The following is a 16631-nucleotide window of genomic DNA, read 5'->3' on the forward strand; positions in this document are numbered from 1 at the left end:
GTCCGTTGTCCGATCACCGTCCGGGGGAAGACCATGATCGAAGCACCCGGCGCCCACGGCACCCGCCTCGGGCCCGCCGCCACGCCCGAACCCTCCTGGGACGAGCTGGTGAGCTCGGCGCTGCTCGGTACGGAGCGCCGCACCCCGCCGGTCGCCGCCCGCGAGGGCCGGAGCACCGCGGCCGCGCTCCTGGACGCGGCCGCGGTGAGCACGGTCCGGCGCCGGGCGGCGCTGCGCCCGGCGCCCGCCCGCGAGCGCCCCGTACCGGCTCCGGCCGACCCGCGGCCGCCGCTGCCACCGGCCGCGCGGCGCCGGCTCGCGCTGCTGCTCGCCGACCGGAACGGCGCCGGCGGCGGTCACCGCCGGGGTACGGCACCCGATCTGACCGAGCTGCTGCCGCAGTGGCTGGCGGCTGCCGCCCAGCACGGATACCGCGCTCCCGAGGCGCTGCTGCCCGCGCTGCTCGACGCGGCCCGCGCGCGGACGGATCTGCGCGCGGCCGCACTGGATTTCGCCGGGCCGCGGGCGCTGTGGCTGGCCCGGCTCAACGACGAGTGGAAGTTCGCGCTGCGCGGCGTCGGGAACACGGCCGCGCTGCCCGGCGCCGACGAGCCGGAGGCCGTACGCACACTGTGGGAGGAGGGGCTGTTCGCGGAGCGGGTCTCCCTGCTGGCGGCGCTGCGCCGCCGTGACCCGGCGGCCGGGCTGGCCCTCCTGGCCGCCACCTGGTCGAGCGAGCGCGCCGAGGACCGGCTGATGTTCCTCGACTCGCTGCGGGAGGGCCTGTCGATGGCCGACGAGCCGTTCCTGGAGCAGGCGCTGTCCGACCGCAGCCGCAATGTCCGCGGGACGGCCGCCGAGTTGCTGTCGGCCCTGCCCGGCACCGCGCTCGCCGCACGCATGGCGGGCCGGGCCCGTGCCTGCGTCTCCCTCGTCCGTACGGAGGACGGCACGGACCCGTCCGGCACGGCGGCCCACCTGACGGACCCTTCCGGTACGCAGGCCGTGGGGAGCGACGACGCCTGGGCGCTCGTCGTCCAGGCTCCGCGTGCGTGCGACGCTGCGATGCAGCGCGACGGCGTGGTGCCCAGGCCGCCGACCGGCCGGGGCGAACGGGCCTGGTGGCTGAGCCAACTGCTGGAGGCCGCGCCGCTGAAGTGCTGGAGCGGGTGGCTGGGCGGCCGGGAACCGGCCGAGATCGTCGCCCTGCCGGTGGCCGACGGCTGGCGTACCGAGCTGCACGACGCCTGGTGCCGGGCCGCCGTACGCCAGCGGGACGTGGCCTGGACGCGCGCCCTGCTCGGCGCCCCGGCCGCCGCCGCGCAAAGCTCCGGCACGTACGCCATCGGCCCCGCCGCCACCGCCTCCACGGCCCCTGCCGCCTCCGTCACCACCGCCGCCGCGATGTCCGGCAGCGCGTCCCCCGACAGCCCGGCCGGTTCGTCACGTGACCTGGCACGGCTGCTGACGGTGCTGCCCGAGGAGGAACGGGCCCGATGGGTCGCGGAATACATAGCGGCCCACGGCTTGTCCGACGCGTTCCGGATGCTCGGGGTGTGCGCGGTGCCGTGGACCGAGCCGCTGGGGCGGGCGGTGGTGGACGCGCTGGACATCGCCCGGGACGCGGGCAGTTATCCGTGGAGTTTCAGCGGCGTGATGGGCCTGGCCGAGCGGTGTCTGGACCCGGACGTCGCGGACCGGCTCGCCATGCTCACGACGGCGCCGGACGAGCCGGCGGACGGCTCCCCCGGTGCGGTCGGCTACTGGTCCGAGGCGTTCCAGCGTCTGGTGGGCACGCTGCGGCTGCGCGCCACGATGCGGGCGGAGCTGGCCCCATGACGCGGGTGCGGGTGGAGCCGGCCCGTGACGCGGGCGGAGCCGGCCTCGTGACGCGGACGGAGGAGGCCCCGTGGCGCGGCCCGCCGGCGGGCCGCGCCGGTCACCTGGCGCCAGCCCGACCGGCCGGTGCGGCGTCAGGCTGCCAACTGCCGGACGTTGGCGCGGACCCACTCCACGATCGACGTGGTCGTCGCCCCGGGCGTGAAGATCTCCGCGACACCCAGCTCCTTGAGGGGCGCGATGTCCGCCTCCGGGATGATCCCGCCGCCGAACACCTTGATGTCCGCCGCGTCCCGCTCCTTGAGGAGTTCAATGACCTTGGCGAACAGGGTGTTGTGCGCACCGGACAGGATGGACAGGCCGATCGCGTCGGCGTCCTCCTGGATCGCGGTGTCCACGACCTGCTCCGGGGTCTGGTGCAGCCCTGTGTAGATGACCTCCATGCCGGCGTCGCGCAGCGCCCGCGCGATGACCTTGGCTCCCCGGTCATGACCGTCGAGCCCCGGCTTGGCCACCACCACGCGGATCGGACCCTGCACACCCATCACTGCCTCCCAGCCCTGCACGGCACGACACGGCTCCTGCACGGGGCAGGGCCGTCGGACCGACATCCGAATGGCGGCCGCGTCGGCCGCCCCAAGCGTGAACGAACGTTATCGCCAGCATCCCGTACCCGGCCGTTTCGTAACACTGAGGGAGGGGGAAATCACACATTGGGACACGTTCGCTACGCGTTGCGTTCCGCGGTGCTTCACCGGCGGGACGGACGCACGGGGAGCCGCAGTGAGGTCGCCGCGCCTCCGCGCCGTCAGCCGCGCGGCACGGGGGTCCGGCCGTTGAACGCTTCCGTCGCCGTATCCGTACGTCCGGGCAGCAGCTCGTTCACGTACTTGTACGTTGCCGGAAACGGCTGCCCACGACGGGCCACGGGGGACAGAGTCGTCTCCCGTGTGCCATTCGGGAGGTCGGCCATGAAGGCCCTGCCCTTTCTCTGCTGTCTGGCCCGCCCCACCGCGCTGCTGCGTGCGACGGTGATGGAGCTGGCGATCCTCGTCGGGCATCTTCTGCTGTACCCGACCGGCATCCAGCAGGAACAGCACAGAGCCCTGCCCGGCGCGCCCGCCGGCCCCGGAACCGGATCGGACACCGGCGACCCGGACACCGCCGACGGCCGCGCTCCCGGCCCGGACGGCCCAGAGATCGCCCCCGCCCTCTCCCCCGCACCCGCACCCTCACCCCGCGCCACCCTGCTGCCCACGGAGGGCCGGACCCACCCGCCGGTGCTCCTCCTGCACGGCTTCATCGACAACCGCTCCGTCTTCGTGCTGCTCCGCCGCTCGCTGCTGCGGCACGGCTGGCGCCATGTGGAAGCGCTCAACTACTCCCCGCTCACCTGCGACCTGCGCAAGGCGGCCGAGTTGCTGGGCCGGCACATCGAGCAGGTCTGCGAGCGCACCGGCCACAGCAGGGTCGATCTGGTGGGGCACAGTCTCGGCGGCCTGATCGCGCGCTTCTACGCCCAGCGCCTCGGCGGCGACCTCCGCGTGCGCACCCTGGTCACTCTCGGTACCCCGCACGGCGGCACCCGGGTCGCACCGCTGATGTCGGCCCATCCCCTCGTACGGCAGATGCGCCCGCATTCCGACGTGATCGAGGAGTTGGCGCGGCCCGCCCCGAATTGCCGTACGCATTTCGTCTGCTTCTGGAGCGACTTGGACCAGCTGATGGTCCCGGCCGAGACCGCGCGTATCGATCATCAGGATTTGATCAGCCGCAGCGTGCGGGTATCCGGTGTCGGGCATCTCGCACTCCCGGTCAACGGTGCGGTGGCGGCCGGAATACGGGAGGCACTGAGCGCCGAGGAGGTCTCGGCGGCGAGCGCGGACGCCACGTCGGTGGCCTGACCTCCGCAGAGCCCGGCCGCGTCCCGGCCGCATCCCGCCCTGCCCGCCGCCACCCACCGCCCGGCGGATCTGCGCCGCGGGCACTTTCCAAGGTCGTGCCCGCCCATTCGATCTTCCGGCGCGCACTTCCGCACCCCGCGCCGCCTCGAACGCGCTTCGAACGCGGCGCCAAGAACGCGCATAGTGTCCGCCGAAAGGCGGCCAAATGCCCGTTGCCGAGAAGCCCGAAACCTGCCGAAGATTGTCGCCGTCACGTACTGCCGGGTACAGTCGCCGCTAATTCTCCTGCTGCCGAGGCGAAAGAGAAGTGGTGGTGAACGACCGTCACTCGCCGGAGTCCCCCGCTCCGGCTGTCCCCTCTCCCGACGCCTCGTATGCGCACTACCCGGCCTACGGGTCCTACGGACACCAGGACACCCAGGTCGGCCATGCCGCATACGGCGGCGGCGACCCGTACTTCGGCGCGCTCCCCGGCCACCAGGCCACCGGTGCGCACGACGCCGCGCCGTACGGCACCGCCGCGTACGGGACCGACGGGTACGCCGCGTACGCCACCGATGCCCACGACGGCGGCTACGACCCGGGTACCCACCCCGCGGGCGCCTATGACACCGGAACGTTCAACTCCGGCGCCCAGGCCCCCGGCACCCAGCCGGACGCGGCCTACGACCCGTACTCCCACACCGCGCACGACACCACGTACGACTCTGCATACGCCACCGCGTACGACACCGGTGGCTACAGAGCCGAGGCCCCGGCCGGGCCCGACGGCTACGAGGCCACCGCGGTCTGGGGCGTCGTCGGGGAGGGCCTGATCCCCGGCATCCCCGCCCAGGCGGGGCCTCCGGAGCCGGGCGTTCCGTACGGCGCCGACGCCAGCTCCCAGTGGGAGACCATGACTTGGGCCGGTCCGGGCATTCCGGGCCTGGGGCAGTACGGGAACGACCCGTACGAGCCCGAGCAGCCTTACGGTTCCGATCCCTACGCGAACACAAACGGTCAGTTCGAGTCCGCTTACGGCGGTTACGAGGCCGGGTACGAGACGTTTTCCGCCGCCGATTCGGCGGACAACCGATTCGCCGAGGCCCTCACCCAGACCACCCCGGCCATCGGCCCGGACTTCGCCGGTCCCGAGCGCACCGACGGCCGCGAGCCCGTCGACGGCGTGGACGACAGCCACGGCCCGGACGACGCCCCCGGCCTGGACCACATCCACGGCATGGACGGCACCCACGGCGCCGACGACATGTACGCGGAAGCCGCCGACATCACTCCCGGCGACAGCCCCGCCGCCTCCACCGCCCCCGCCGCCGGTTCCGTACCCGGCGCACGCGCCTCCCGCTCACGCCGGGCCGCGCCGGGCGGCGGTGCGTCCGGCCGCGGCCGCCGCCGTACCGCGAAGCGTTCCGCGCTGCTCACCGTCGCGGTGCCCTCGGTCGCCGCGATGGGCGTGTGCGCCGTGGCCGCCGCCTCCGTCACCAGCGGTGCGGAGAACGGCGCCAAGGACAGCACGACGACACAGGCCGCGGGGGGCCCCGCGGCCGTGCAGCCGGCCGCGGCCAACAACAAGCTCGACACCCAGCTCGCCAGCCTGAGCGCGGGCGCCGACGACTTCGCCAACCGCGCCAGCCGTACGCAGGAGCGCATCGACCTCAAGGCCCGGCAGGCCGCCGAGAAGAAGCGCAAGATCCAGGAGGCGGCGCGCAAGGAGGCCCTGCGCCCCAAGTTCATGCTGCCGGTCGCGCAGCACGGGCTGAGCGCGCTGTACGGGCAGGCGGGCCTGAACTGGATGTCCGTACACACCGGTATCGACTTCCCGGTCGACTACGGCACACCCGTCATGGCCGCCACGGACGGCACCGTACGCACCCAGTTCAACACCGCTTACGGCAACATGGCGATCGTGACCGCCCCGGACGGCACCGAGACCTGGTACTGCCACCTGAGCACCACGAAGATCCGGTCGGGCAAGGTCAAGGCCGGGGACCAGATCGCCTACTCGGGCGACTCCGGCAACTCCACCGGACCGCACCTGCACTTCGAGGTGCGCCCCGGCGGCGGCTCGGCCGTCGACCCGCTGCCGTGGCTCCGCAGCCACGGCCTCAACCCGAACTGACCGGCCCGCGGCACACCGGCCGGCCGGCCCACCCCGCCGTCCGGCGCCCCGAGGCGCCGGACGGTCTCGTTTCAGCACCAGCCGGTCAGAGCTTCTCCACCGGCGCGTACCGCAGCAGCAGCCGCTTCGGCTTCTCGCCGCCGAAGTCGATCGTCGCCTCCGCGTTGTCCCCGCTGCCCTTGACCGCGACCACCGAGCCCAACCCGAAGCTGTCGTGCGTGACGCGGTCGCCGACCGCCAGCGAGACCACCTCGCGGTCCTTGGCGCGCCGGGTCGCGAAGCCGCTCGGGCCGGCCTTCGCGCGCGACGAGGACAGCCCGGAGCCGAAGCCCCCGCCGCCCGTACCCGAGAGCGCGCCCATCGAGGCGGAGGGCGTCGCGGGGCCGGTGCGCCGCCAGTCGACGTACTGCTCCGGGACCTCCTCCAGGAAGCGGGACGGCGGGTTGTACGACGGCTGGCCCCAGGCGCTGCGCATCGTCGAGCGGGTGACGTAGAGCCGTTCGCGGGCGCGCGTGATGCCGACGTACGCCAGGCGCCGCTCCTCCTCCAGCTCCTTGGTCTGGCCCAGCGCGCGCATGTGCGGGAAGACGCCGTCCTCCATGCCGGTCAGGAAGACGGTGGGGAATTCCAGGCCCTTGGCGGTGTGCAGCGTCATCAGGGTGATGACGCCGGAGCCTTCCTCGTCCTCGTCGGGGATCTGGTCGGAGTCGGCGACCAGCGCGACCTGCTCCAGGAAGTCGGAGAGGGTGCCCGGGTTCTCTTCGCCGCGGTCCTGCTCGAATTCCAGGGCGACGGCGGCCAGTTCCTGGAGGTTCTCGATGCGGGTCTCGTCCTGCGGGTCGGTGGACGCCTGCAGCTCGGCGAGGTAGCCCGTACGCTCCAGGACCGCTTCCAGGACGGTGGCGGGGCCCGCGCCGGACTCGACGATGGTGCGCAGCTCCTCCATCAGCGTGTTGAAGCGCTTGACGGCGTTGGCGGAGCGCGCGGCCATGCCGTACGCCTCGTCGACCCGGCGCAGCGCCTGCGGGAAGGTGATCTTCTCGCGGGCGGAGAGCGCGTCGATCATGGCTTCGGCGCGGTCGCCGATGCCGCGCTTGGGCACGTTCAGGATGCGGCGCAGCGGGACGGTGTCCTCCGGGTTGGCGAGGACGCGCAGGTACGCCAGGACGTCGCGGACCTCCTTGCGCTCGTAGAAGCGCACGCCGCCGACGACCTTGTAGGGCAGGCCGACCCGGATGAAGATCTCTTCGAAGACGCGGGACTGGGCGTTGGTGCGGTAGAACACAGCGACGTCGCCCGCCTTGGCGTCGCCCGCGTCCGTCAGCCGGTCGATCTCGTCGGCGACGAACTGGGCCTCGTCGTGCTCGGTGTCGGCGACGTAACCGGTGATGCGGGGGCCTTCGCCGGCGTCCGTCCACAGGTTCTTGGGGCGGCGGTTCTCGTTGCGCTCGATGACGGCGTTGGCGGCACTGAGGATCGTCTGGGAGGAGCGGTAGTTCTGCTCCAGCATGATCGTCGTGGCGTCCGGATAGTCCTCCTCGAACTGGAGGATGTTACGGATCGTGGCGCCGCGGAAGGCGTAGATCGACTGGTCGGCGTCACCGACGACACACAGCTCACCGGCGGTCTCGGCCGGTCCGACCAGCTCCCGTACGAGGGTGTACTGGGCGTGGTTGGTGTCCTGGTACTCGTCCACGAGGACGTGCCGGAAGCGGCGGCGGTAGTGGTCGGCGACATCCGGGAACGCCTGGAGGAGGTTGACCGTGGTCATGATGATGTCGTCGAAGTCCAGCGCGTTGGCCTCGCGCAGCCGGGCCTGGTACATCGTGTAGGCCTCGGCCACGGACTTCTCGAAGCCGTCGGCGGCCTGCTGGGCGAAGGTCTCCTCGTCGATGAGCTCGTTCTTGAGGTTGGAGACCTTGGCGCTGAAGGACTTGGGCGGGAACCGCTTGGGGTCGAGGTCCAGGTCCCGGCAGACCAGGGCCATCAGCCGCTTGGAGTCGGCCGCGTCGTAGATCGAGAAGGACGACGTGAAGCCCAGCTTCTTGGACTCGCGGCGCAGGATGCGCACGCACGCGCTGTGGAAGGTGGAGACCCACATGGCGTTCGCCCGCGGGCCGACCAGCTCCTCGACGCGCTCCTTCATCTCGCCGGCGGCCTTGTTGGTGAAGGTGATCGCGAGGATCTCACCCGGGTGCACACCGCGCGCGCCGAGCAGATGCGCGATGCGGTGCGTCAGGACGCGGGTCTTGCCGGAGCCGGCGCCGGCGACGATGAGCAGCGGGCCGCCGGTGTGCACCACGGCGGCCTTCTGCTGGTCGTTGAGCCCCTCCAGGAGGGCGGCCGGATCCACCGCGGGGCGGGGGGCGCCGTCGCGGTAGTACGGGTCGCGGCCCGGGCCGACGGCGTGCGGGATGCCGCCGGGCACGTCGAAGCGCCCGCCGAACAGGTCGGCCGGGATCTCCTCCGGTGCCGGACCGTCCTCGTCCTCGGGAGGCGGCGGGGGCCCTTCACCCGTGGGGTCGAGGTCCGCCAGGAAGCTGTCGTCAAAGAGGCTGCTCATCGCCCACCGAGTCTAGGCCGCCGCACTGACAGCCCGGCCCGTACCGGGAAAACCGGCCGTGTGAGCTAGCACGCCCCGCCCCGGACCGGCCCGCCCCCGGACCGGACCGCGCCTCACCGCACCGCACCGGACGGTTACGGCCGGCCACCGCCCCCGCAGCGGACCGGCACGACAGCCACCGACTCCGTACGGTCACAAGTGACCCAGGACACGCCCTGGACTCGACCAGATAACGAAAAGGTTTCGGGCATATCGAACATCAGCCTTCCCAGAAGCCACACGGGTTGGCTACCGTGCTCGCTCGGGCAGCCCGCGTCCCCGCGGCCGACAGCGTCCGCACGGGCCGCCCCCGCCGAGTCCGGCCCTGCCGCCAGGCACCCGGAGCCGGGGACCCACACGTACCACCGAGGTGAATCGGCCGGTACGGCACACGACGAGAGGCGCCTCGGCGCACCGCCCGGAGCACCCGCCCGGAGCTTCCGCCCGGAGCACCCGCTCAGGGCGTCGCCCCAAGCCCTCTCCCGCAGCCGTACGGGCCGTAGGGCACCCTTCCGTACGCCCGAACCTGACAGCTAACCCGGTAGGCGGTCCACGGAAGGAGTCGCCGGCCTTGGCGTCGCACCGCAAGCCGCGCACCCGCATACTCACCTCCCCCGGCAGCCGCCGTACGGCCGCCGGGCTCACCACCGCCGCCCTCGCCTCCGTCACCCTGCTCTCGCAGACCGCCGAGGCCGCGCCGCGTCAGCCCCGGCAGTCCGTCGAAGAGGTCAAGCAGAAGGTCGACGACCTCTACCGCCAGGCCGAGGTGGCGACCCAGAAGTACAACGGCGCCAAGGAGCAGGCCGACCAGCAGCGCGGTACCGTCGACCGGCTGCTGGACGAGTCCGCCCGGCGCACCCAGAAGATGAACGACGCCCGGCGTGCGCTGGGCGTCTACGCCTCGGCCCAGTACCGCACCGGTGGCCTGGGCCCGACCGCTCAGTTGCTCCTCGCGCAGAATCCGCAGCAGTTCGCCGACCGCAGCCACCTCATGGACCGGCTGACCGGCCGGCAGCAGCAGGCCGTCACCGACTACCAGGAGCAGCAGGCCAAGGCCGTACGGCAGCGCGCCGAGGCGTCGCGGAACCTGGAGCGGCTGACCGAGACGCAGGCCTCTCTGAAGGAGGCCAAGAAGGACGTCCAGGACAAGCTGGCCGAGGCCCGGCAACTGCTGTCGCGGCTGACCGCCCAGGAAAAGGCACGGCTGGCGGAGCTGGAGCGCAAGAAGGAGGCCGAGGCCAAGCGCAAGGCCGAGGAGCTGGCGCGCAAGCAGGCCGAGAAGGAGCGCAAGGAGCGGGCGGACCGCGAGCGGCACGACGGTCCGGGCCAGGGCACCGGTTCCGGGTCGCCGGGCAGCGGATCCGGCGAGGGGTCCGGCGGCGGCCCGGTGGACGACGGTACGTACGCGACCAAGGCCGCCAAGGCACTCGCGTTCGCCCGCGCCCAGACCGGCAAGCCGTACGTCTGGGGCGCGACCGGCCCGAACTCGTACGACTGCTCCGGTCTGACGCAGGCGGCCTGGAAGGCGGCGGGGGTGTCCCTGCCGCGTACCACCTGGGACCAGGTGAAGGCCGGCGACCGGGTGGCAACGAAGGATCTGAAGCCGGGTGACCTGGTGTTCTTCTACAACGACATCAGCCACGTCGGGATGTACATCGGCGACGGCAAGATGATCCACGCGCCGAAGCCCGGCGCGAGCGTGCGGGTCGAGTCGATCTACTACATGCCGATCTACGGGAGCGTCCGGCCGGCATGAGAAGAGGGCCGTGGGGCGCGCACCCCACGGCCCCCGGCAGGCCCTCGTCAGTCGCCGCTCACGTCCACAGCAGGGCGATGAAGATGTTCACCATCGTCAGCAGCCCCACGGCCAGGAACAGGGGCTTCTCCACCTTCTCCTCGTCGCGCTTCACGTAGACCAGGCCCAGGATCACCACCAGTACGCCGAGCTTGACGCCGAGCTTGACGTTGTCGAGCGAGTGGTCCTGGGCCTGGTTGAGGCCGACCAGGGCGATGCCGGTCACCAGCATCGTCAGCGCGCCGTGCAGCATGGCCGGCGTGAAGCGGGCGGTGCCCGCGCTCATCGGCTTCATCTGGGTGAGGAAGCCGCCGAGCAGCGAGGCGATGCCGATGATGTGCAGACCCACGAAGACCTTGGTTACTACGTCCATAGTGGTGGAGCGTAGCCCCCGCACGACACCGCTTCTAACTTAGGTTTACCTCTCCTGGCGTTCCGGTCACAGCTCGTGCTCAGCCCGCTCCCGAGGCATACGGACCCGGACACCCGCGCCCATCACCGGACCGGAAACGAGCAATACCCGGCATCCGGCGGCCTTTCCGGGCTCCCGAGGTTTAGCGTCCTTCATCAGGCGGCCGACTCCCCACCGCCGCCGGATTCCGCCCCGGCGGTCGTCGGCCGTCCCCGCCGAGAGGAAGGGCGGCGGCCCGCTCCCCCTGTTACGGGCCGCCGCCCGACCCAGCCGCCCCGGATACGTACGGGCCGAGCCGGGCGGCCCGGACGCGTACGGGGCCGAGCCGGCCGGTGCGGATACGGACGGGCGTCGCGCGGCGCCCCGTTCTAAGATCGGCCGCATGAACCTCCCTATAGACAACCCCCCTATAGATACGACCGGTTCACCCCACGCCTCCCTCGCTTCCCCCGCGCCCCTCCCGTCCCACCTCCAGGACCTCGTCCGGATCTGGGTGCACGGCTGGACGCGCTGCCGCGGCACCGCCGCCCCCGTCGCCACCCGAGGCGGCTTCCACGTCGAGATCGACCGTCCGGGCCAGCCGGGCCGCTACGTCTTCCCCGCCGCCGACCCCGACGTCCTGCGGAGCCTCACCGCCTCGATCACCGCCCCCAACCTGTGGGTCAAGGTCTGTGCGCCGCGCGCGGTGATCGCTCCCGTACTGCCGTCCGGCTGGGAGTTCGACGAACCGCAGTTCCTGATGTCCGCCACGCTGGTCACCCCGGGCGGGCCCCCGGCCCGCCGCCCCCAGGCCCCGTCCGGCTACTCGGTCGAAACGGTGGACAAGGACGGCGACGGCATCATCGACTGCCGTGTCCTGCACACCGCGACCGGCGATCTCGCCGCCCGGGGCCGGGCCGCGGTCACCGACGTCTGCACGCCCGCGGCCGCGATATACGACATGATCCACACCAGTGCGGAGCACCGCCGCCGCGGTCTGGGCGGCCTCGTCATGAACGCGCTCTCCGCGCACGCCGCCGAACTGGGCGCCGTCCACGGCATTCTGGTGGCCAGCCCGGAAGGCCGGGCCCTCTACCGCTCACTGGGCTGGCGGCTGCACGCCCCGGTCACGGCCGCCCGCATCCCGCCGCCACCGGGCACCGGGCCCGGCGCCACGCCGCCGCCCGTCAGGACGTGAGCACACCCTCCGTCAGGACGTGAGCACACCCTCCGTCAGGGCGTGACCACACCGCTGAGCCACCGGAAGACCTCCGGGATCTGGTTCTTCCACACGGCCGTGCCGTGGCCGCCCGCGCCCGGCGGGATCAGCTTCACCTTGACCGTGGTCGGGTTCCGGGCGAGCTGCTTGAGGGCGAGCCCGGCCTCGTAGCCGTCCCCGGACGCGCCGGAGACGTAGAGCGCGGTACGCGGCGGCTTGCCCGCCTTGTTGGCGGACTTGAGGATGGTGACCGGGTTGCTCTCGATACGGAGCTTGGGGTCCTTGCCGGCGAGCGAGGCGGGCTCCAGCTTCGGGTCGTTGAAGCCGGAGAGGCTGACGGCGGCGCGGTAGCGGTCGGGGTGGGCCAGCGCGAGCTTGGTGGCGCAGTGCGCGCCCGCCGAGTAGCCCGCCAGCGCCCAGGACTCGGCCTTCTCCTCGGCCCGGAAGTTGTCGATCACCATCTGGCGTACGTCGACGCTCAGCCAGCTGTCGGCGTTCGCCTTGCCCGGGATGTTCACGCAGCCGGTGTCCACGCTGCCCAGCAGGGTGGTGCGCGGCGCGACGAGGATGAAGGGCTTGATCTTGCCCCGTTCCATCAGCGACTTGAGCTGCTGGGGCGCCTTGAGCGTGCCCATCCAGGACTTGGCGGAGCCGGGGAAGCCGGGCAGCATCTGCACGACGGGGAACTTCTTGTCCCGGTACGCCGGGTCGTCGTACTGCGGCGGCAGCCAGACGTACACCTCGCCGCTCACACCCGAGATCCGCCCCTTGAACTCGCCTTCCTGGACACCCGGCCCGACCACCGAGTCCTTCGGCGGCCCGAACTTCACCAGTTGCTTGGGTTCGTCCTTCAGCTTCAGCCCGCCCAGGCCGTCCGGACCGAGGTCCTTGGCGGCTTCGACGTGGTCGGACGTACCGAGCAGGTCGTCCCAGTTGTCGTAGAGGCTGTTGGCGTTGTTGACGGCCACGAACACCAGCGTGATCGCGGTGGCCTGGGCGAACAGCAGCATGCCCAGGCGCGCCAGCCCCCGTACGAACTGGGGGCCGCGGACGCGGCTCCACAACGCGAACGGCAGCACGACGGCGACGACCAGCAGCGCGATCGCAGTGAGGAAGAAGGGCGTGCCCGTCAGACTCATCGGGGATCTCGCTTCCAGGGGATGGTGCGGCGTGGGCATGGTTCTGGCCCTGCCGTCGGCAGCGAGCCTCTCCGCAAGATTAGATGGTCATCCGACAGCCCTCGGTTGCCCCCCTGGGAACCTTCTTTGCGCACCTCGGCCGACGGGTGTCCGCGCGGGATAAACCTGACAATCGTCATACGAACGTGTGAGCGATGCAGTACTGAAGACAGATGTGCAGAGGCGTTGCGGCCGGAAAAATCGCGGACAAGCCGGAAACCCGGCGGTCCGAAGACCGGCAGGGCTCCCCGAGCCCCCGGTCACGACCTGACGGAGATCACCATGCCCCTGCACTCTCCGAGCCGCCCGAGCCGCCGCCGGTTAAGACTGGCGGCCACCACCACGGCCGCCGCACTGGCCCTGCTGGCACCGGCCCTCCCCGCCTCGGCCGCCGGGCCGGACGCCCCGCGCCCCGCGCCCGCCTTGTCCGCTCTCTCCACCGCGCCCGCTCCTCCCGCGGTGACGGCCCCGCCGCACGCCACCGACCCGGGCCCCACCAGCCCGGACTCCACCGGCCTGGACCGCAAGGCGCTGAACCAGACGTTGCGGAAGCTGCACGACGTAGGCATGTACGGCGCCTACTCCGCCGTCCGGGACGGCGACGCGTCCTGGCAGGGCGCCTCCGGCGTCGCCGACGTACGGACCGGCCGCCCCGCGACGCCGCAGCTCCGGCACCGCATAGGCAGCATCACCAAGACGTTCACCGCCACCGCCGTGCTCCAACTGGCCGGGAAGGGCCGCATCGATCTGGACGCGCCGATCGGCCGCTATCTGCCCGACCTCGTCCCCGGCGCGCGCGGCCGGGCGATCACGGTACGGATGCTGCTCAACCACACCAGCGGGATCGCCGATTACGCCTACGCCATCTGGCAGAAGCCGGAGGATCTGGAGGCGCGGCGCTTCCACCGGTGGGACCCGCGCGAGCTGGCCGGGCTGGGCCTGGCAGCGCCCCCGACCGGCAAGCCCGGCGAGGTCCACCGCTACGCCAACACCAACTACGTGATAGCCGGGTTGCTGCTCCGCAAGGTCACCGGCCAGGCGCCGGAGAAGTTCATCACCGACCACGTCATCCGCCGGGCCGGACTCCGGCACACCTACTTCCCGGCCTCGCCCCGGATGGCCGGGCCGCACTCCAAGATGTACGAGGGCCTGCACGGCGAGTTCGTCCCGCCGCGTGACTTCAGCGTCTACGACATGTCCTGGGCCGGTACGGCCGGTTCGCTGGTCTCGACGATGGACGACCTCAACCGCTTCTTCCGGGCCCTGCTCACCGGCAAGCTGCTCGGCCCGGCCGAGCTGCGCGAGATGCAGACCACGGTGCCGACGGAGGCTCCCCGGCTCCGGTACGGGCTCGGCATGTTCTCGCTGGATTCGGACTGCGGCCGGTTCTGGGGCCACAACGGCCTGGTCATGGGCGCGGCGACCGATTCCTTCTCCAGCCCGGACGGCCGGCGGCAGATCTCCCTCGGCACGAACCTGGTGCGGTACTACGGAATCGAGGCGGACGGCACCACTCCGACCGTGGGCCCGATCGACTACGCCAAGGCCGCGCACATCGGCCAGGCCCTGTGCGGCACTCCGGCCCAGGGCGCGGGGGGTTAGGCAGAAAGAGGGGGCAGGAAAAGGGGAGGGGGCGGGGCTGGACGGATCGGAGTCCCGCTCCCTGCCCGGCAGGCAGGGTCAGCTCAGCCCTCCTGCTCCGCCGCCGTCCCGGCCGCCCCGGCCATCCCACCTGCCCCACCTGCCCCACCTGCCCCACCTGCCCCGGAGATCATCTCGCCGATGATGCCGGCGAGGCGATGCATCTGTGCGGCGAGTTGGCGCCGCTCCTCGGGCGCGAACTGCGACAGCGCGGCGTACTGGCGTGCGCGCAGCCCGGCCTGCATGGCGGCCAGGCGTTCGGCGCCTTCCTCGGTGAGGCGGACGAGGACCTGGCGCTCGTCGTGCGGTGCGCGGCGCCGGTCGACCACGTTCTTGCTCTCCAACTGCTGCAGCATGCGGGTGGCGGTGGGGACGCTGATCTCGGCGTTGGCGGCCAGGCGGCTGACCGGCAGGCCCTCGCGCCGGCCGTCATCGGCCAGCGCGGCGAGCAAGGACATCTGCGACATGGACAGGCCGGCCGCCTCCGACCGGCCGACCGTGGCCGCCCGTGAGCGGCGCATCGCGTAGAAGAGCCGATCGGCGGCCTGGGCCAGCTCCTCGATGTCGGGCTCCACACGCGGGGCAGCGGCACTGCCGGGCCGGGCTTCGGTCGTCTCGCTCATAACTGTTAGCTTACTAAAGGAAAATCGCTAGCAAGCTAACCATTAGGAGGCGAAGCACCATGTCTTCTCCCGCTCGCATCGATGTCCACCAGCACATCGTCCCGCCCGTCTGGGCCCGGACCCTCGCCGCTCAGGGCCTCGACTCCGGCGGCTGGGCCATCCCGGACTGGAGCCCGAGGAGCGCCATCGCGATGATGGACCAGCAGGGCATCGCCACCGGCGTCCTGTCCGTCACCGCTCCCGGCGTGCACCTCGGCGCCGACGCGCAGGCCCGGGATCTCGCCCGCGCCGTGAACGAGTACGGCGCCGAGGTCGTCAAGGACAACCCCGCCCGCTTCGGCCACTTCGCCAGCGTCCCGCTGCCCGACATCGACGCCGCCGTGGCCGAGGCCGTGTACGCGCTGGACGTCCTGCACGCCGACGGCGTCGTGCTGCTGTCCAATGCCCGTGGGCGATACCTGGGAGACCCCGGCTTCGAGCCGCTGTGGGCCGAACTCGACCGCCGCGCCGCGAACGTCTTCGTCCACCCCGCCCAGCCTCCGATGCCCCTGCTCCCCGGCACCCCCGCCCCGCTCGCCGACTACGTCTTCGACACCACCCGCAGCGCCCTCGACCTCGTACTGAACGGCGTCATGAACCGCTACCCCGACGTCCGGGTGATCCTCTCCCACGGCGGCGGCTTCCTCCCCTACGCCGCCTACCGCTTCTGCGGCCTGACCTCCACCGTCGTCGCCCCCGACCGCAAGTCCGAGGACATCCTGCGCGACCTGAAGCGCTTCTACTTCGACACCGCCCTGTCCGCCAGTCCCAGCGCCCTGCCCTCGCTGCTCGCCTTCGCAGAACCGGGACACGTCCTGTACGGCAGCGACTGGCCTTTCGCCCCTCAGGAGGCCGGGACTTACTACAACCACTTCCTGGAGTCGTACCCGGACTTCACCCCCGGGCAGGAGGCGGCCGTCAACCGCAAGAACGCCGAACGCCTCCTCCCCCGCCTCGCCCGCTGACCCCTCACGCGGAAGGCCGCGAAGCCCGAGCAGTACACCGACGCCAAGGCACCGGGCGCCGGCCGGGGAGCCGGAGCGCCGGGTCAGGAACGGCGCTCACGGCTCAGCCACAGGCCGGTGCCCGCGATGAGCGCGCCGACGCCGCACGCCACACTCAGCAGGATCTGCTGCACACCGTCCTGGACCATCGCGTTGACGTACACGTTGGCCAGCAGACAGACAGCGAGTACGAGCCAGAGCAGAGCCTTCATGAGATTCCTCCATTGCTGCGGGGCGGGCCCGGGGCCCGGTGGTGGGATCGGGTGCAGCAATGACTCTT

13 protein-coding genes are annotated in these 16631 nt (G+C 71.9%); 7 read left to right on the plus strand and 6 right to left on the minus strand.

Annotated elements, in window-relative coordinates:
* The first annotated feature begins 33 nt into the window (after positions 1 to 33).
* Positions 34 to 1839, plus strand: a complete 1806-nt coding sequence (locus tag AB0A97_RS32575; protein WP_361156724.1) for a DUF5691 domain-containing protein — start codon at positions 34 to 36, stop codon at positions 1837 to 1839.
* A gap of 134 nt (positions 1840 to 1973) precedes the next feature.
* Here the strand turns inward: AB0A97_RS32575 and AB0A97_RS32580 are convergent, their stop codons facing one another.
* A complete protein-coding gene (locus tag AB0A97_RS32580; protein ID WP_030024580.1) occupies positions 1974 to 2384 on the minus strand; it encodes a cobalamin B12-binding domain-containing protein in 411 nt (136 codons plus the stop codon).
* Between the two features lie 426 nt (positions 2385 to 2810).
* Here AB0A97_RS32580 and AB0A97_RS32585 point away from each other — a divergent pair, with 426 nt between their 5' ends.
* Together AB0A97_RS32585 and AB0A97_RS32590 are read left to right on the plus strand one after the other, a co-directional pair.
* Positions 2811 to 3743, plus strand: coding sequence for an alpha/beta fold hydrolase (locus tag AB0A97_RS32585; protein WP_361156727.1), 933 nt, complete (start codon positions 2811 to 2813; stop codon positions 3741 to 3743).
* A 313-nt stretch (positions 3744 to 4056) separates the two neighbouring features.
* Positions 4057 to 5859, plus strand: a complete 1803-nt coding sequence (locus AB0A97_RS32590) for a M23 family metallopeptidase (protein WP_361156729.1) — start codon at positions 4057 to 4059, stop codon at positions 5857 to 5859.
* An 85-nt stretch (positions 5860 to 5944) separates the two neighbouring features.
* Here AB0A97_RS32590 and pcrA read toward each other — a convergent pair whose 3' ends face one another.
* Positions 5945 to 8422, minus strand: coding sequence for a DNA helicase PcrA (pcrA, locus tag AB0A97_RS32595; protein ID WP_361156732.1), 2478 nt, complete (start codon positions 8420 to 8422; stop codon positions 5945 to 5947).
* Positions 8423 to 9032: 610 nt separating this feature from the next.
* On the opposite strand from pcrA, the gene AB0A97_RS32600 reads away from it, so the two are divergent.
* Entirely contained in the window at positions 9033 to 10217 is a 1185-nt protein-coding gene (locus AB0A97_RS32600; protein WP_361156735.1) for an NlpC/P60 family protein, read from the plus strand.
* Positions 10218 to 10275: 58 nt separating this feature from the next.
* On the opposite strand, the gene AB0A97_RS32605 is transcribed toward AB0A97_RS32600, so the two are convergent.
* Positions 10276 to 10629, minus strand: a complete 354-nt coding sequence (locus AB0A97_RS32605) for a hypothetical protein (protein ID WP_361156738.1) — start codon at positions 10627 to 10629, stop codon at positions 10276 to 10278.
* 421 nt (positions 10630 to 11050) lie between these two features.
* On the opposite strand from AB0A97_RS32605, the gene AB0A97_RS32610 reads away from it, so the two are divergent.
* Entirely contained in the window at positions 11051 to 11845 is a 795-nt protein-coding gene (locus tag AB0A97_RS32610; RefSeq protein WP_361156740.1) for a GNAT family N-acetyltransferase, read from the plus strand.
* Between the two features lie 35 nt (positions 11846 to 11880).
* On the opposite strand, the gene AB0A97_RS32615 is transcribed toward AB0A97_RS32610, so the two are convergent.
* Positions 11881 to 13005 (minus strand): alpha/beta hydrolase-fold protein, encoded by a 1125-nt coding sequence (locus tag AB0A97_RS32615; RefSeq protein WP_361156743.1) that lies wholly within the window; start codon positions 13003 to 13005, stop codon positions 11881 to 11883.
* 321 nt (positions 13006 to 13326) lie between these two features.
* Between AB0A97_RS32615 and AB0A97_RS32620 the strand changes: the two genes are divergently transcribed.
* Positions 13327 to 14646, plus strand: a complete 1320-nt coding sequence (locus AB0A97_RS32620; RefSeq protein ID WP_361156746.1) for a serine hydrolase domain-containing protein — start codon at positions 13327 to 13329, stop codon at positions 14644 to 14646.
* 83 nt (positions 14647 to 14729) lie between these two features.
* On the opposite strand, the gene AB0A97_RS32625 is transcribed toward AB0A97_RS32620, so the two are convergent.
* Positions 14730 to 15308, minus strand: a complete 579-nt coding sequence (locus AB0A97_RS32625; RefSeq protein WP_361156749.1) for a MarR family transcriptional regulator — start codon at positions 15306 to 15308, stop codon at positions 14730 to 14732.
* Positions 15309 to 15367: 59 nt separating this feature from the next.
* Between AB0A97_RS32625 and AB0A97_RS32630 the strand changes: the two genes are divergently transcribed.
* Positions 15368 to 16312: an amidohydrolase family protein gene (locus tag AB0A97_RS32630; protein ID WP_361156751.1), complete on the plus strand. Its 945-nt coding sequence runs from the start codon at positions 15368 to 15370 to the stop codon at positions 16310 to 16312.
* Between the two features lie 83 nt (positions 16313 to 16395).
* Here AB0A97_RS32630 and AB0A97_RS32635 read toward each other — a convergent pair whose 3' ends face one another.
* The gene (locus tag AB0A97_RS32635; RefSeq protein ID WP_361156754.1) at positions 16396 to 16563 is read right to left on the minus strand and encodes a hypothetical protein; all 168 of its coding nucleotides are present in this window, start codon (positions 16561 to 16563) and stop codon (positions 16396 to 16398) included.
* Positions 16564 to 16631: the final 68 nt, after the last annotated feature.

Origin of the sequence: Streptomyces sp. NPDC045470 (assembly GCF_040646595.1) — a bacterium.
GTDB lineage: Bacteria > Actinomycetota > Actinomycetes > Streptomycetales > Streptomycetaceae > Streptomyces.

Excerpts from the sequence above, each read along its gene's own strand:
- AB0A97_RS32615 (WP_361156743.1), bottom strand. The coding sequence starts at position 13,005 with ATGAGTCTGACGGGCACGCCCTTCTTCCTCACTGCGATCGCGCTGCTG.
- AB0A97_RS32575 (WP_361156724.1), top strand. The coding sequence starts at position 34 with ATGATCGAAGCACCCGGCGCCCACGGCACCCGCCTCGGGCCCGCCGCC.
- AB0A97_RS32620 (WP_361156746.1), top strand. The coding sequence starts at position 13,327 with ATGCCCCTGCACTCTCCGAGCCGCCCGAGCCGCCGCCGGTTAAGACTG.
- AB0A97_RS32630 (WP_361156751.1), top strand. The coding sequence starts at position 15,368 with ATGTCTTCTCCCGCTCGCATCGATGTCCACCAGCACATCGTCCCGCCC.
- AB0A97_RS32610 (WP_361156740.1), top strand. The coding sequence starts at position 11,051 with ATGAACCTCCCTATAGACAACCCCCCTATAGATACGACCGGTTCACCC.
- AB0A97_RS32635 (WP_361156754.1), bottom strand. The coding sequence starts at position 16,563 with ATGAAGGCTCTGCTCTGGCTCGTACTCGCTGTCTGTCTGCTGGCCAAC.
- AB0A97_RS32605 (WP_361156738.1), bottom strand. The coding sequence starts at position 10,629 with ATGGACGTAGTAACCAAGGTCTTCGTGGGTCTGCACATCATCGGCATC.
- AB0A97_RS32625 (WP_361156749.1), bottom strand. The coding sequence starts at position 15,308 with ATGAGCGAGACGACCGAAGCCCGGCCCGGCAGTGCCGCTGCCCCGCGT.
- AB0A97_RS32585 (WP_361156727.1), top strand. The coding sequence starts at position 2,811 with ATGAAGGCCCTGCCCTTTCTCTGCTGTCTGGCCCGCCCCACCGCGCTG.
- AB0A97_RS32580 (WP_030024580.1), bottom strand. The coding sequence starts at position 2,384 with ATGGGTGTGCAGGGTCCGATCCGCGTGGTGGTGGCCAAGCCGGGGCTC.
- pcrA (WP_361156732.1), bottom strand. The coding sequence starts at position 8,422 with ATGAGCAGCCTCTTTGACGACAGCTTCCTGGCGGACCTCGACCCCACG.